This window comes from Amycolatopsis sp. NPDC004378, from assembly GCF_053602455.1.
The window spans coordinates 776,398-790,959 of sequence record NZ_JBSGDR010000001.1 but is presented as its reverse complement, the minus strand read 5'-3'; the positions used below and the strand labels follow the sequence as shown (position 1 = coordinate 790,959).

The following is a 14,562-nucleotide window of genomic DNA, read 5'->3' as shown; positions in this document are numbered from 1 at the left end:
CGGTGGTGGTGCGCACCATGGTCCGGGCCGCTCGCCGCCCCTAGCGTCGGAGAGGTCACCGACCACGGGGGTAACCATGACCGCGACGACCGAGCTCCGACCCACCCCGACTCCGCCCAGGCCGGCCTGGTGGCGGCGGCCGTGGATCGGGCCGCTGGCCCTGCTCGTGCTCGCCTTTCTTTCCTTCTCGCTGCCGCCGTACCTGGCGCTCGACCCCGCCCAGTCGCGGGTCCCGGCGCCCGAGGGGTTCCCGGCGCACTACTGGTTCCTCGTCGGGCACGTCGTCTTCGGCTCGGTCGCGATGATCGGCGCCGTGCTGCAGATCTGGCCGTGGCTGCGCCGGACGCACCCGGTGGTGCACCGCTACGCGGGCCGTGCGTACGTCTTCGCCGGTGTGCTGCCCTCCGGGCTGATGGCCCTGACCATCGGGTCGCAGAGCCCGTTCGGCCCGGTGACGCGCGTCAGCGACGTGCTCGCCGCGGTGCTGTGGATCGGGTGCACCATCGCCGGCTGGCGGGCGGTGCGCGAACGCCGGTTCGGCGACCACCGCAAGTGGATGATCCGCAGCGTCACGCTGACCTTCTCGATCATCGTCAACCGCGTGATCTCGCCGATCGCGATGATCGTGCTGGAACCGCAGATCGCGACGACCTTCGGCGGCAGCGAACTCGCCTACAGCCAGAGCGTCGGCGCCCTTTCCTCCTGGGGCGGGCTGGCGTTCGGGCTGCTCGTCAGCCAGCTGATCCTGGAGCGGCGGCCCGCGCGGAAGCGAGCCAGCGCGCGATGATCGTCCGCTGGATTTCCGAAGCGCCTTCGTAGATCCGAGGCGCCCGGACTTCGCGGTAGAGGTGTTCGAGCAGGTGCCCGCGTCGCAAGGCGCGGGCACCGTGCAGTTGCACCGCCGAGTCGACGACGAACTGCGCGGCCTCGGTCGCGAACAGCTTCGCCATCGCCGCGCGACCGCCGAGGTTCGGCTCGCCCGCGTCGTACGCGCCCGCGGCGGCGTAGACCAGGAGCCGGGCGGCTTCCGTGCGCGTGGCCATCTCGGCGAGCGCGTGCGCGACCGCCTGCTGCTTGATCAGCGGGCCACCGAAGGCCTCGCGCTGTCCGGTGTAGTCCACAGTGGCGTCCAATGCGGACTGCGCCATCCCGACGGCGAACGCGCCGACGCTCGGGCGGAACAGGTCCAGCGTCCGCATCGCGACCGCGAAGCCGCGGTTCTCCTCGCCGAGCAGCTCTTCGCGCCGGACCTCGACGCCGTCGAACGTGACCGTGCCGATCGGGTGCGGGCTCACCAGGTCCAGGTGCTCGCCACCCAGCCCCGGCCGGTCTGCGGGGACGACGAACGCGCTGACCCCGCGGGAACCCGCGCCTTCCGTCGTGCGCGCGAACACCGTGTAGAAGTCGGCTTCGGGCGCGTTCGAGATCCACATCTTCTCGCCGGTGAGGCGCCAGCCGTCGCCGTCGGGTTCCGCGGCCAACGACAGCGCGGCGGCGTCGGAACCGGCGTCCGGCTCGGTCAGCGCGAACGCCGCCACCGCGTCGCCGGCCGCCACGGCGGGCAGCCACTTCGCGACCTGATCGTTCTGCCCGGACTGCAGGACCGGGTAGCTTCCCAGGCCCTGCAGGGCCAGCGCCGTCTCGGCCTCGGTGCTCACCGTGGCCAGGTTTTCGCGCAGGATGCACAGGTCCGTCGCGGCCGCCTGCCTCGACGGCTTCCCCTCGGCGACGCCGGGGAAGAGCCGGGCGAGCAGGCCGAGCGCACCCATCGCCTTGAGCAAAGGCCGGTTGACGGCACCCGCCACACCGGACTCGGCGAGCGGCAGCAGCTGTTCGGCGGCGAGCCGGCGCACGTGCGCGGCGAAGGCCTGCTGGGACGGATCGAGCGTGAAGGTCATGCCGGAGCTCCCGGTCGCCAGCGGGCATGGGCGGTGCCGGCCGGGCCGGACCGGACGAGGTCGAGCCGTGGTTCCGGGCCGTCGCTGCGGCCGGTCTGCGGCTTCCGGCTGCCCGCGGCGAACGGCTTCGGCCACGGCATCGGGTAGTCCTGCTCGGCCGCCGCGTGCAGCGTCCACTGTGGATCGTAGAGGTGCGTGCGGCCGAGGGCGCAGAGGTCCGCGCGGCCGGCCAGGATGAGCGAGTTGACGTCGTCGTACGACGAAATCGCGCCGACCGCGATCACGGCGGTGCCGTACTCCTCGCCGATCTCGTTGCGGATCCGGTCGGCGTACGGCGTCTGGTAGCTGCGGCCGTACTGCGGGCGTTCCTCGCTGACGACCTGGCCCGTCGAGACGTCGATGCCCGCGGCGCCGTGGGCCGCGAACGCGCGCGCGATCTCCACCGCGTCATCGGCGTCGATGCCGCCCTCGCACCAGTCGGTCGCCGAGATGCGGACGGTCATCGGCCGTTCGGCGGGCCAGACGGCACGCACCGCGTCGAAGACTTCGAGGGGGAAGCGCAGCCGGTTCTCCAGTGATCCGCCGTACTCGTCACTCCGCTGGTTGGTCAGCGGTGAAAGGAAGGAAGACAGCAGGTAGCCGTGCGCGCAGTGCAGTTCGAGGACGTCGAACCCGGCGCGAGCGGCGGCCTCCGCGCACGCCACGAACTCCGCGCGGATCGAGTCGAGATCCGTTGTGGACAGTTCGCGCGGGACCTGGTTCCGCTCGGAGTAGGCCAGCGCGGACGGACCGCAGACCTCCCAGTTGCCCGAGGGGAGGGGCTCGTCGATGCCGTCCCACATCAGCTTCGTCGATCCCTTGCGGCCGGAGTGTCCCAATTGGACACCGATGCGCGAGGACGTCTGGGTGTGCACGAAGTCGACGACGCGCTTCCACGCGGCTTCCTGTTCCGCCGTGTAGAGACCGCCGCAGCCGGGCGTGATCCGGCCCTCGGGGGAGACGCAGACCATCTCCGTCATCACCAGCCCGGCGCCGCCGAGAGCCTTGCTTCCCAGGTGCACCAGGTGGAAGTCGCCCGGAACACCGTCCACGGCGGAATACATGTCCATCGGCGAGACGATGATCCGGTTCGGCAGTTCAAGCGAACCGAGCTTGAACGGCTGGAACATCGGCGGCCGCGACGTCGTCCCGAGCGACCGCGCGAACCAGTGGTCCAGCTCGGTGGCGAACTCCGGATCGCGCAGGCGCAGGTTGTCGTAGGTGACGCGGCGGCTGCGCGTGAGGATGTTGAACGCGAACTGCGGCGGCTCCTGGTGGGTGTACTGCGCGATGTTCTCGAACCACTCCAGGCTCGCCTGCGCGGCGCGCTGCGTCGACTGGACGACCGGCCGCCGTTCCAGCTCGTACGCCTTGAGCGCCTCCGTGACGCCTTCGTGTTCGTGGAGGCACGCGGCCAGCGCCAGCGCGTCCTCCATCGCCAGCTTCGTGCCCGAGCCGATTGAGAAGTGCGCGGTGTGCGCCGCATCGCCGAGCAGGACGACGTTGTCGTGCACCCAGCTCTCGCACCGGACCGTGCCGAACGAGACCCACTTCGAGTTGTTGGCCATGACGTTGTGCCCACCGAGGACGTCGGCGCACAGCTCACGGATCAGCGCGATGGACTTCTCGTCGCTCTCGCCCGGCTTCAGCGCGGTTGACGCGATCGGCCCGAACGTCCGCTGCCAGACGTCCTCCTGCACCTCGAGGATGAACGTGCTGCCGTCGCGGCCGTACGGGTAGCCGTGGATCTGCATGATCCCGGCCGGGGTCTCGAGGACGTAGAACTTGAAGGCGTCGAAGACGAGGTCCGTGCCGAGCCAGATGTAGCGGCAGCGGCGCGTCTCGACGCTCGGCCGGAACGTCTCGGCGTGCCGCGCGCGCACCGCCGAGTTGACGCCGTCGGCCGCGACGACGAGGTCGTAACCCGAGAGGTCCGTCGGCGCCTCTTCGCGGAAGTGCAGGCCGACGCCCAGTTCGGCGCAGCGGCTCTGCAGGATGCCGAGCAGGCGCTTGCGGCTCATCGCGGCGAAGCCGTGGCCGCCCGAGGTGGTGACCGTGCCGCGGTAGTGGACGTCGATGTCGTCCCAGCGCGCGAACTCGGCCGTCATGGCTTCGTGCACCGCCGCGTCGGCGTGCTCGATGCCGCCGAGCGTCTCGTCGGAGAACACGACGCCGAAGCCGAACGTGTCGTCCGGCGCGTTGCGCTCCCAGACGGTGATTTCGTGACTGTGACCACCGGGGCTTCGCCCCGGGCCGGGGGCTTTGCCACCCGGACCCCCGAAAGGCGAGGTGTGACCGAGCTGTTTCGCCAGCGCGGCGAAGTACAGACCCGCCGGGCCGCCACCGATGACCGCGATACGCACGCCGTCCAGGGTATGTCGTTGTGACTACGACCGTCAATAACGCGAAAGATGGCGTACGGTGTCCCGCATGGAACGCATCAACCCGCCGGAGCTGGGCAAGCCGTCCGGGTTCTCGCACGCGGTGGTGGCCGAGGGCCGCGTCGTCTTCCTCGCCGGGCAGACCGCGCTGGACGCGTCGAACCGGATCGTCGGCGACGGCGTCGTCGAGCAGTTCGAGCAGGCGCTCGGCAACCTGCTGGCGTCCCTGCGCGCGGCGGGCGGTACGCCGGCGGACCTCTGCAGCGTGACGATCTACATCGTCGACCTGGCGGACTACCGCGCCCACGCGCGCGAGATCGGCGGCGTCTGGAAGCGGCTCGCGGGCACCGAGTACCCGGCGATGGCGGGCATCGGCGTCTCCCGGCTGTGGGACGAGGAGGCCTTGGTCGAGGTCCAGGGCTTCGCGGTGCTCAGCCGAAGCTGATCGACTTCGCGACGTACGCCCGCGCCGGGTTTTCCAGCTGTGCATGCAGCTCGAAGAACAGCTCGGCCGCGCGGATGCCGGACCAGTCGCGGGGCAGGAACTCCGCGGGCAGGCCGGGGTCGAGGTAGGGCATCCGCCGCCAGCCGGTCAGCACGCGGACGTAGTCGGCGAAGGCCTGCTCTTCGGTCACGGACCTGCGGCGCAGCGCCGGGCCGTGCTCGTCGAGGAACGTCGTGTACAGCTCGTCGAGCCGGTCGAGGTCCCACCACTCGCGGACCTTCGCGGCGACGTCGCCGAACGCCAGGTGCTCGGCGCGGAACAGGTCGGCGTACCCGGCCAGGCCGAGCCGGGTCAGCGTCTCCTCGGTCGCCGCGTGCAGGTGGGCCGGCGCGATCCAGACGCCCGACGCGGCGGTGCCGAAGCCCATCCGCGCGAGCTGGGTGCGCAGGAGGTGCCGCTTGTGCCGCTCGGTCTCCGGCACCGAGAACACCGCGAGCAGCCAGCCGTCGGCCGGGGTCGCGCGGCCGCGGCGGAAGATCCGCTCGTCGCCCTCGCGGAGGATTTCGCGCGCGTCGTCGGACAGCTCGTACCCGGCCGTCGCGCCGCGGCGCACCGCTTCGAGGATCCCGCGCCGCTTCAGCCGGGAGATCGACGAGCGCACGGCGGGCTCGTCGACCCCGACGGCGGCCAGCAGGTCGATCAAGGAGGCGACCGAAAGCCAGCCGCCTTCGGTGCGCGAGTAGAGGCCGTACACCGTCACGATGAGCTGGCGAGGCTGGGCCGCACGGCCGGAGCCGTCCAGCTCGGTTGCCTCGGGTACGGCCGTCATCGGGCCACAATAACAACCCGGCCGCGATCGCTCCGCTACGATTTCGCCGCGATGCTGCCAGCCACCAAGGGGATCTTCGACCGGCTCACCCGCCGCGGCCGCCTGATGACCAAGCGGACCTGCGACCGGCAGGGCCACGTCGTGCGCGAAGGGCGGTTCCTGTTCCGGACGCCGACCGCGTGGGAGTACGCCGCCGCGGTCGCCTGCGGCAGCGACCCGGCCGCGCAGCGCTGGCTCGGCTGGCAGCCCGACTCGATCGTCGCCCGGGGCGCGCGGGCCGACGCGATGCGCGTCGTGCCCGGTACCGGCCCGGACTGGGTGTCGCCCGATCCGCAGTCCCTCGACCTGGTGATGATCGACCTCGAGGCCAACCGCTGCGTCGGCCTGGTCAGCGTGCACACCGGCGAGGACGGCGGCCCGGAGACCGGCGGCTACCTCGCGCCGGACTACCGCGGCCGCGGCCACGGGCGGGTGCTGTTCGCGGCCGGCCTGACGCTCGCGCACGACCACCTCGGCCTGCCGCGCGTGCGGGCCGGCGCCGAAGTCGGCAACCTCGCGAGCGCGCGCTCGCTGCAGGCGGCCGGGCTCGCCCGCGTCGCCGGCCCGCCGACGTACCGGCTGCCGGACGGCCGCGTCACCGAGGCGTGGTGGTTCCAGCACGACGTTCCGCGGACGATCCGGTGCGGCGGTCCGCAGGCGACGTGGTTCCCGGCGTCGTTGCTCTAGCTTCGGTCCACGCCGACGTTTTCCGCGGCTAGTTTCGCCGCATGACTTCGCTTTCCGCTCCGGTTCCGCCTGTTCCCGTCGACGTCCCTGCGGGCGGCGTCGCCTGGCTGCGGGCGACGGTCGCCCGGTTCAGCAATGGTCCCGACCATGCCCGGCGGCGGTCGCTGGCCGTCTCACTGCTCGCCGATGTCGACCCGGATTCGTTGCGGGACAACGCTTACTCGCGGACCTCGGAGATCGTGGCGGCGGTGGAGACCGTCGACGTGATGGCGGTGATCGCGCGGCCGGTGCCGGTCGGGGTGCTCGCTGAGGCGCTCGGCCTGCCGGACGTCTCGGCGGACGTGACGCCGGTGGCGGCCGCTTACCACCCGCACGTGACGCCCGACGCGGCCGCCGAAGCCGCGTTGGGCCGCCTGATCGCGGCCTGCGGCGGCCCGTCCGAACACACGGCGGCGCGGATCGGGCTGCTCGTCCAGGCCTGCGACGCCACGGCCGGCCTGATCGGGAACGGGATTTTCGCGCGGCTTTCCGGGAAACCCGCCGAACAGCCCGTGCTGCGCACCCGGCGTCGGGTCGACGGCGCGGACGTCACGGTGTCGCTCGCCGGTAAGCCGTTCGGCGCCGGCTACCGGGAATGCCCGGGTTCGCGGCACGCGCTCGCCGTCGCGACCGGGGTTTTCCAGGCGCTGCAGGGGTTTCGCCTGATGGAACCGGAGCCGGAGTGGGTGTCGTCGCCGAATCTCCGGATGCCCTCGGTGCTGCGGGTGACCCGGCGCCGAACGGCCGCCGGGTTCTGCTAAGACTTACCGCGTTCATCTTCTGGGGAAGGCGCGGGAATTGCTGTATTTCGATGGTCTGCTGGGCTTCGTCACGCTCGGGTTGTGGATCTTCTGCCTGGTCGACGTGATCACGACGGACGAGTCGTCCTGCCGGAACCTGCCGAAGGGCCTGTGGCTGCTGCTGGTCCTGATCGTGCCGCTGGTCGGCTCGATCGTCTGGCTGGTCGCGGGCCGGCCGCAGCAGGCGACGCGGGCCCGCGGCGCGTACGAGCGGAACGCCCCGGCGTACCCGGAGTACGACCGCCCGGGCCGCTTCGCGGCCACCAACGCCGACGACGACGAGGAGTTCCTCCGCAAGTGCCGCGAACGCGCGGAGGCACAGCGCAAGCTGGCCCGCGAGAAGCGCACCGAGGACTGACGCCCCAGCCGTGTCGACCCTCCAATCACGCGTGTCGACCCTTCCGGCCCGGCCTCACGTGTGATTGAGCGGGCATCACGTGTGATTGGGGAGGCATCTCGTGTGATTGGGGAGGCATCTCGCGTGATTGAAGGGTCGACACGGTGGTCAGCAGGCCGGGCCTTCGCACGTGCCGCGTTCGTAGGCCTCCAGGGTCGCGATCACCAAGCCGCGTTCGGACGGGGTCAGCGGGGCCAGGGCGTCGGTCCAGGCCTTGGCGCCGCGGGCCAGCCACGCGTCGACCGCCGGGCGCTTGTCCGGGGTGATGCTCACGATCGTGCGGCGGCGGTCCGCCGGGTCTTCGTCGCGGTTCAGCACGCCCTGGCGGGCCAGGTCGCCGACCATCAGGCTCGCCGTCGTCGGGGCGACCTCCAGGCGGCCCGCCAGCTCGGTGACCGTCATCGGCCCGTCGAACAGCAGGTACGACAGCAGGGACAGGTGCCGCGGCGCCAGCGCGCAGCCGTTCAGCTCGGCGGGGACGGGCGTCCGCTTCGCGCGGCCGACCAGCCGGGGCATCAGCAGCAGCAGCTGACGCACGGCGTCGTCGACGCTCGGACCGGCCTCCGTTGACACCGCCAGCCTCCCGTCGGTAGCTTTGTTTTCAAAGCAAACGCTTCTCGTGCTCCCGAGCGTACCTCGGGCCGCGATCGAGCGTACCGGCCAGAACAGGGGTTTCCATGACCGCACCAGCCGACATGAACGCATTCAACAACCAGGTCGTCGACGAGTTCCGGGCCAACGAAGGCGTTGTCGGAGGCATGTTCGAGGGCAAGAACGTGCTGCTGCTCACGACGATCGGCGCGAAGAGCGGCGAGCCGCGCCTGTCGCCCCTCGTCTACACCCGCGACGGCGAGCGGCTCGTCATCGCCGCGTCCATGGGCGGCGCGCCGAAGAACCCGGCCTGGTACCACAACCTCGTCGCGAACCCGAAGGTCACGGTCGAGGTCGGCACGGAGAAGTTCGAGGCCACGGCGACCGTGATCGCCGACCGCGCCGAGCGCGACCGCCTCTACGCGGGCATGGTCGCGCACGCCGAGGGCTTCGCCGACTACGAGAAGAAGACCACGCGGGTCATCCCGATCGTCGTCCTCGAACGCTGACACCCCGTCCCGCCGGCCGCGATCGAGGCGGCCGGCGGGAGCCGCGTCAGCGGAACCGCCCCGCGGGGTCGTACTCCGCCTTGAACCGCGCCAGCCAGGCGACGTCCTCGGCGGGGAACGCCGACGCCAGGTCCGAAGCCGGGTGCTCGCCGTAGAGGAACGGCAGCAGCCGGCCCGTCGACCACGGCGCCAGCGCGTCGAACAGCTTCGCGTGCGCGCGCCGGATCGGGTCCACGCCGTCCTCGACCACGGACAGCGCCCGCACGACGAACTCCGCCTTCGAGTCCCAGCCGACGCCGAGGGTGTCCCGGCGGGCGAGCTCGCCGCCGAGCCGGTCGATGATCAGCACCGTCTCCACCGGCGCGCCCGGGCCCGCGTGCTCGACGATCGACGCCAGCATCCCGTCGTTCAGGACCTCCACCGTCGCGTTCGTCCCGTGGTACGGGTGCGGGTGCGGCGGGTCGCTCGCGATCGACCCCGACTCCGTGTACGGCAGCCGCTTCAGCGTGTCCAGCAGCACCGGCGCGGCCGCGCGCAGCGGCGCGACCAGCGCGTCGCCGTCCTGGCCCAGGTACGCGATCCGGATGTTCGCGACGTGCTTGCCGCGGATCGGCGCCGGCAGGAACGGCAGGTCGGGCAGCGGGACCACGGCGATCGACGTCGTCAGGTCGTCGGGTGCGGTCATCGACCACGTGCGCCACGCGCGCAGCACGGCCGGCAGGTCCGCGGCGTCGAAGTACAGCCCGCCGCCGTACAGCTCGGTCACCGGGACCAGCCCGAACTCCAGCGCCGTCACGATGCCGAAGCCGGCGCGCCCGCCGAGCAGGGCCCGGAACAGGTCCGACCCCGGCGTCACCGTGCGGAGCTCGCCGCCGGGCGTCACGACGTCGATCGCGCGGACGTGGTCGGCCGCGCGGCCGAACCGCCGGGACAGCAGTCCGAAACCGCCGCTCAGCGTGTAGCCGACGACGCCGACATCGGTCGACGAGCCGCTCAGCGGCGCCAGCCCGTGCTTCGCGGCGGCCTCGATCACCGCGCCCCAGCGGACACCGGCGCCGACCCGCGCGGTCTTCGCGACGGCGTCGATCTCGACGTCCGTCATCCGGCGCGTGCTGACGAGCAGTCCGTCCGTGCCGGCGGTCAGGCCGTGCCCGGTGGCCTGGACCGAGACCGTCAGGTCGTGCTCGGCGGCGTACTTCACCGCGGCGGCGACGTCCTCGGCGTTCTCCGCGGCGACCACCACCGCGGGGTGGGTGGCGACGGAGGTCTGGAAACCGGCGACCTCTTCGGCGTACCCGTCCTGACCAGGGCGGTAGGTGTTCATCTCTGCCTCCTTCGTGCGTTGCCTCCAGCTTCGGGCCGTCGCGATCAGAAGTCCAAGATCTAGATTGTCTGCGTACTAGAATCAGTGCTTATGGAACTGCATCAGCTCGCGTACTTCGTCGCCGTCGCGGAGGAAGGCAACTTCACGCGCGCGGCGGACCGGCTGCACGTCGCGCAGCCCGGCGTGAGCGCGCAGGTCAAACGGCTCGAGCGCGAGCTGGGGCAGGAGCTGCTGGACCGGTCGGGCCGCGCGGTCCGGCTCACCGACGTCGGCGCCGCCGCGCTGCCGCACGCGCGAGCCGCGCTCGCGGCGGTGAAGGGCGTGCGCGAAGCCGTCGACGAGCTGGCCGGGCTGGTCCGCGGCCAGGTCGCGATCGGCGCGGTGACGTCGGCGGGCCCGGTCAAGCTGCCGGACCTGCTGGCCCGCTTCCACGAGCGCTACCCGGCGGTGGAGATCACGCTGTCCGAGGCCAACTCGGACACGATGCTCGCGGCCCTGCGGGAGGGCCGGCTCGACCTCGCCGTGGTCGGCCTGGCGACCGAGCCGCCGAAGGGCATCGCGACGCAGGTCCTGATCGACGAGCCGTTCGTGGCGGTGACCACGGGTTTCCTGCCCGGCCGCGCGGACGTCGGGATCGCGGACCTGGCCGAGCTGCCGCTGATGGCGCTGCCGAAGGGGACGGGCCTGCGCACCGCGCTGGACGCCGCGTTCGCGCGCGACGGGCTGACGCCGCGGATCGCGTTCGAGGCGGCCGACCCGAACGTCCTGGTCCAGCTCGCGGTGCGCGGGCTCGGCGTGGCGGTGGTGCCGGAGTCCCTCGCGCGCTACCACCAGGACGAGCTGCGGGTCGTGCCGATCGCGGGTCCCGGGCTGCGCGGGGTGCTGGCCCTGGCCTGGCGGACGGACGGGCCGTTGAGCCCGGCCGCGCGGGCGTTGATCGCGTTCGCCCGGGCAAGCCACCGCTCTTGACACGTCGTCAACAGTGTCGTTCCCTGGAGGCGTGACCGATACCGCGCTCCAGGACGCCGTCGTCGGGGCCGGCCTGCTGGCCGGCAGCGCGAACGTGATCATGCAGCTCTCCCGCGCGCCCGTCGGGTACGGCGTTGTAGAGAGCAAGGTCGAAAGCGGGAACCTCTTCCGCCACCCGGTGAAGCGGACGCGGACCACGCTCACCTACCTCGCCGTCGCCGCGATGGGCACCGACGCCGAGCGCGCCGCGTACCGGCGCGGGGTCAACGCCGCCCACGCCCAGGTGCACTCGGGCCCCGAAAGCCCGGTCGCCTACAACGCCTTCGACACCGACCTCCAGCTGTGGGTCGCCGCCTGCCTGTACAAGGGCTTCGAAGACGTCTACCTCGCCTTCGTCGGCGGCGAGCCCACGACCTTCTACCGCGACGCCGCCAAGCTGGGCACCACGCTGCAGGTCCGCCCCGAGATGTGGCCGGCCGACCGCGAAGCCTTCGAGGCGTACTGGGCCGCGGGGCTCGACGAGGTCAGCGTCGACGACACCGTCCGCCGCTACCTCACCGACATCGTCGACCTGCGCTTCGTGCATCCGGTGCTGGCCGCGCCCGGACGCCGGTTCCACCGGTTCGTCACGACGGGCTTCCTCCCGCAGCGCTTCCGCGACGAGATGCGCCTGCCGTGGACCACTGCCGACCAGCGCCGGTTCGACGCGCTCCTCGCCGCGCTCGGCCGCGTCACCCGCGTTCTGCCCGCGGCGGTCCGGCGGTTCCCCTTCAACCTCTGCCTCTGGGACCTGCGCCGCCGGCTGCGCGCCGGACGTCCGCTGGTCTGAGGGGCACGCAGTGAGTTGACCGCTTCGCGCGCGGGCGCGAAGGTGGGCCGATGGGCACTGACGAGCTTCGTCACGGCGTCAAGGTGAGCAGCCTCGACCAAGAGGTCTTTCCCGGCGCGGGGGTGACCAAGCGCGAGTGGCTGGAGTACCTGGAAGCCGTCTCCGGGCGGATGCTGCCGGAGCTGCGCGACCGGCTGCTGACCGTGTTGCGGGTGCTGCGCGGGCAGGGCCCGTTCATGCAGAAGAACCTGCCGAAGTACACGCCGGAGTGGGTGGAGCGGGCGAGCGTCTGGGCCGACCGGTCCAAGCGGGACGTCTCCTACGCGCTGTGCAACGACCTCCGCACGCTGATCTGGTTCGGCAACCAGCGGGCGATCGAGTTCCACACCTCGCTGCACCGCGAGCCCGGCCACGACCCGACCCACCTGATCCTCGACCTCGACCCGCCCGAGGACGGCCCGTTCTCGCTGGCCATCGGGGCCGCGAAGCTCGTGCGCGAAGCCCTGCGCAAGGACGGCATGGACGGCGCCGTGAAGACCAGTGGCTCCAAGGGCGTGCACGTCTTCGTGCCGCTGGCGCCGGGGCAGTCGATCGAGGACATCGCGGCGGCGACCCGCGCGGTCGCGGCCCGCGCCGAGCGCATCGACCCGGCGCTGGGGACGACCGAGTTCGTCAAGGACCGCCGCGAAGGGAAGGTGTTCCTGGATTCGACCCGGGCCGGCGGCGCGACCGTCGTCTCGGTCTACAGCCCCCGCAACCGCCCGGCCGCGCCGGTGTCGTTCCCGGTCCGGTGGGCCGACCTCGACGGCGTCAAGCCGGCGGACTTCACCGTGACCACGGTCCCGGGGCTGCTCGACGCCGGCGACCCGTGGACGGCGGAGATGCCGGAGCCGTTCGTGCTGCCCGCCGACCTCGTCGAGGAGGGGCACACGATCCCGATCGCCCGGGTGCTGGCGATGCACGAGGGCAAGCGCCGGGCCCGGGCCGCCCGGGAGTCCGGCTAAGCCGCCTGGTTGTGGCCCGGCCGGAACGCCGGGCGCCGCGGCGTGATCTCCACGATCCGGCCCGGGGCCTGCCGGACGCGCCGGCGGGCCAGCCAGACGGTGTCCCGGCCGAACGACCACACCAGTGCCACCAAGGCCAAGGCCACCGCGCCGAGCGACACCGCCCACGGCAGCACCCCCGCGACCGCGACCACCAGCACCACGCCCTGGACGGCGGCGACCGTCTTGCGCGCCATGCTCGGGTACAGCGGAGCGGTCAGCCAGGGGAGCGCCCACGAAGCCGCGACGAACGCGTAGCGCATCAGGCCGATCGCCAGCACCCACAGCCCCAGCGTCCGGGACACCTGGATGCAGAGCAGCAGGATCAAGAACGCGTCGACCTCCATGTCGAAGCGCGCGCCGAACTCGGACGCGGTGCCGGTGCGGCGGGCGACCTGGCCGTCGAAGCCGTCCATCGCCAGCGCGACCGCGACCAGCCCGACCAGCAGCCAGAGCGGGTGACCGCCGTCGGCGATGAGCTCGGCCGCGCCGCCCACCAGGACAGCCCGGGCGAACGTGATCCAGTCCGCCGGGCCGAACTTCCCGCGGCCGCTCTGCCGCAGGCCCCAGCCCGTCAGCAGCACCAGCGCGAGGCCGTACGCGATCCCGGTCGCCCAGGCGACCGGGGAAAGGAAACCGGCCCCGGCGGCGAGCGCCCACACCGGGACCACAGAGCGTAGGAGAAGTCCGTTCTTGATCATCTTTTACTCCGCGAATCGGCACGGCTGCTCATAGGGTGGCGGCGACACCAGCCTCCGGTCGCCCGCAGAGGAGAACACGTGGAACAGGCGTTCTGGGTTCAAAGTCCCGGCGAAGGCGCGCTCCGGCCGGTGACCCTGCCCACCCCCGGAGACGACGAAGTGCTCGTCCGGACGCTCTGCTCCGGCATCAGCCGCGGCACGGAAACCCTGGTCTTCCGCGGGCGTGTCCCGGCGAGCCAGCACGACGTCATGCGCGCGCCCTTCCAGGAGGGCGAGTTCCCCGGCCCGGTCAAGTACGGCTACCTCAACGTCGGGGTCGTCGAACGGGGGCCGGCCGAGCTGACGGGCAAGACGGTCTTCTGCCTCTACCCGCACCAGACCGCGTACGTCGTCCCGGCGAGCGCCGTGACGCCGGTGCCGGACGGCGTCCCGCCCGGCCGCGCGATCCTCGCCGGCACCGTCGAGACGGCGGTGAACGCCGTCTGGGACGCGCGGCCGCGGCTCGGCGACCGGATCGCGGTGATCGGCGCGGGGATGGTCGGCGCCAGCGTCGCGAAGCTGCTCCGGGACTTCCCGGCGACGCGTGTGCAGCTCGTCGACGTCGACCCCGCGCGGCAGGAGATCGCCGAAGCCTTCGGCGTCGGCTTCTCGACGCCGGAACGAGCCCTGGGTGACTGTGACCTCGTCGTGCACGCGAGCGCGTCCGAAGCCGGGCTGGCCCGCGCGCTGGACCTGCTCGCGCCGGAAGGCCAGGTCGTCGAGATGTCCTGGTACGGCGACCGCGAGGTGCGCGTTCCGCTCGGCGAGAACTTCCATTCGCGGCGGCTGACGATCCGCAGCAGCCAGGTCGGGACGGTCGCCCGGCCCGACCGGAGCTACGCCCAGCGGCTCCGGCTGGCCCTGGACCTGCTCGCCGATCCGGCCTTCGAAGCGCTGGTCACCGCCGAGTGCGCGTTTGAGGATCTTCCGTCGGTGCTACCCAGGCTGGCCGGGAATGAACTTTCCGCGCTCTGCCTCCGTGTCATGTATCAGCCGCAGTAAC

At 72.1% G+C, this 14,562-nt stretch carries 16 protein-coding genes; 10 read left to right on the top strand and 6 right to left on the bottom strand.

Annotated features, from left to right (window positions below):
- The first annotated feature begins 76 nt into the window (after positions 1 to 76).
- Positions 77 to 787, top strand: a complete 711-nt coding sequence (locus ACWEN0_RS03875) for a DUF2306 domain-containing protein (protein ID WP_451968673.1) — start codon at positions 77 to 79, stop codon at positions 785 to 787.
- Here the strand turns inward: ACWEN0_RS03875 and ACWEN0_RS03870 are convergent.
- Both ACWEN0_RS03870 and ACWEN0_RS03865 read right to left on the bottom strand, forming a co-directional pair.
- A complete protein-coding gene (locus ACWEN0_RS03870) occupies positions 732 to 1,898 on the bottom strand; it encodes an acyl-CoA dehydrogenase family protein (RefSeq protein ID WP_451968671.1) in 1,167 nt (388 codons plus the stop codon). The two genes, ACWEN0_RS03875 and ACWEN0_RS03870, sit on opposite strands and share 56 nt — an antisense overlap.
- On the bottom strand, positions 1,895 to 4,300 hold the full coding sequence (locus ACWEN0_RS03865; RefSeq protein ID WP_451968669.1) for a bifunctional salicylyl-CoA 5-hydroxylase/oxidoreductase: 2,406 nt from the start codon (positions 4,298 to 4,300) through the stop codon (positions 1,895 to 1,897). The genes ACWEN0_RS03870 and ACWEN0_RS03865 overlap by 4 nt, the downstream gene beginning before the upstream one ends.
- Positions 4,301 to 4,367: 67 nt before the next feature.
- Between ACWEN0_RS03865 and ACWEN0_RS03860 the strand changes: the two genes are divergently transcribed.
- A complete protein-coding gene (locus ACWEN0_RS03860; RefSeq protein WP_451968667.1) occupies positions 4,368 to 4,763 on the top strand; it encodes a RidA family protein in 396 nt (131 codons plus the stop codon).
- Here ACWEN0_RS03860 and ACWEN0_RS03855 read toward each other — a convergent pair.
- Positions 4,750 to 5,592: a PaaX family transcriptional regulator gene (locus ACWEN0_RS03855; protein ID WP_451968665.1), complete on the bottom strand. Its 843-nt coding sequence runs from the start codon at positions 5,590 to 5,592 to the stop codon at positions 4,750 to 4,752. The two genes, ACWEN0_RS03860 and ACWEN0_RS03855, sit on opposite strands and share 14 nt — an antisense overlap.
- Before the next feature lie 51 nt (positions 5,593 to 5,643).
- Between ACWEN0_RS03855 and ACWEN0_RS03850 the strand changes: the two genes are divergently transcribed.
- Genes ACWEN0_RS03850 through ACWEN0_RS03840 form a run of 3 tightly spaced genes read left to right on the top strand, consistent with a single transcriptional unit; the run spans position 5,644 to position 7,515 of the window.
- Complete coding sequence (locus tag ACWEN0_RS03850) at positions 5,644 to 6,318, top strand: GNAT family N-acetyltransferase (protein ID WP_451968663.1); 675 nt, start codon at positions 5,644 to 5,646, stop codon at positions 6,316 to 6,318.
- 41 nt (positions 6,319 to 6,359) lie between these two features.
- Positions 6,360 to 7,118, top strand: a complete 759-nt coding sequence (locus ACWEN0_RS03845; protein ID WP_451968662.1) for a hypothetical protein — start codon at positions 6,360 to 6,362, stop codon at positions 7,116 to 7,118.
- 37 nt (positions 7,119 to 7,155) lie between these two features.
- Positions 7,156 to 7,515 carry a PLDc N-terminal domain-containing protein gene (locus tag ACWEN0_RS03840; protein ID WP_451968661.1) on the top strand — a complete coding sequence of 120 codons (360 nt, stop codon included), beginning with the start codon at positions 7,156 to 7,158 and terminating at the stop codon, positions 7,513 to 7,515.
- Between the two features lie 147 nt (positions 7,516 to 7,662).
- Here the strand turns inward: ACWEN0_RS03840 and ACWEN0_RS03835 are convergent, their stop codons facing one another.
- On the bottom strand, positions 7,663 to 8,127 hold the full coding sequence (locus ACWEN0_RS03835) for a MarR family winged helix-turn-helix transcriptional regulator (protein ID WP_451968660.1): 465 nt from the start codon (positions 8,125 to 8,127) through the stop codon (positions 7,663 to 7,665).
- Between the two features lie 104 nt (positions 8,128 to 8,231).
- Here ACWEN0_RS03835 and ACWEN0_RS03830 point away from each other — a divergent pair, with 104 nt between their 5' ends.
- Positions 8,232 to 8,654: a nitroreductase family deazaflavin-dependent oxidoreductase gene (locus tag ACWEN0_RS03830; protein ID WP_451968658.1), complete on the top strand. Its 423-nt coding sequence runs from the start codon at positions 8,232 to 8,234 to the stop codon at positions 8,652 to 8,654.
- A 46-nt stretch (positions 8,655 to 8,700) separates the two neighbouring features.
- Here ACWEN0_RS03830 and ACWEN0_RS03825 read toward each other — a convergent pair whose 3' ends face one another.
- On the bottom strand, positions 8,701 to 9,978 hold the full coding sequence (locus ACWEN0_RS03825; protein ID WP_451968656.1) for an FAD-binding oxidoreductase: 1,278 nt from the start codon (positions 9,976 to 9,978) through the stop codon (positions 8,701 to 8,703).
- A 90-nt stretch (positions 9,979 to 10,068) separates the two neighbouring features.
- Between ACWEN0_RS03825 and ACWEN0_RS03820 the strand changes: the two genes are divergently transcribed.
- The 3 genes from ACWEN0_RS03820 to ACWEN0_RS03810 are packed head-to-tail and all read left to right on the top strand — an operon-like array spanning position 10,069 to position 12,780.
- Positions 10,069 to 10,947 (top strand): LysR family transcriptional regulator, encoded by an 879-nt coding sequence (locus ACWEN0_RS03820; RefSeq protein WP_451968654.1) that lies wholly within the window; start codon positions 10,069 to 10,071, stop codon positions 10,945 to 10,947.
- Between the two features lie 31 nt (positions 10,948 to 10,978).
- Positions 10,979 to 11,776, top strand: a complete 798-nt coding sequence (locus tag ACWEN0_RS03815) for an oxygenase MpaB family protein (RefSeq protein ID WP_451968652.1) — start codon at positions 10,979 to 10,981, stop codon at positions 11,774 to 11,776.
- Between the two features lie 50 nt (positions 11,777 to 11,826).
- Entirely contained in the window at positions 11,827 to 12,780 is a 954-nt protein-coding gene (locus ACWEN0_RS03810) for a DNA polymerase domain-containing protein (RefSeq protein WP_451968650.1), read from the top strand.
- Here the strand turns inward: ACWEN0_RS03810 and ACWEN0_RS03805 are convergent.
- On the bottom strand, positions 12,777 to 13,520 hold the full coding sequence (locus ACWEN0_RS03805) for a CDP-alcohol phosphatidyltransferase family protein (protein WP_451968649.1): 744 nt from the start codon (positions 13,518 to 13,520) through the stop codon (positions 12,777 to 12,779). The two genes, ACWEN0_RS03810 and ACWEN0_RS03805, sit on opposite strands and share 4 nt — an antisense overlap.
- A gap of 78 nt (positions 13,521 to 13,598) precedes the next feature.
- Between ACWEN0_RS03805 and ACWEN0_RS03800 the strand changes: the two genes are divergently transcribed.
- Entirely contained in the window at positions 13,599 to 14,561 is a 963-nt protein-coding gene (locus ACWEN0_RS03800; RefSeq protein ID WP_451968648.1) for a zinc-dependent alcohol dehydrogenase, read from the top strand.
- Position 14,562 lies beyond the last annotated feature (1 nt).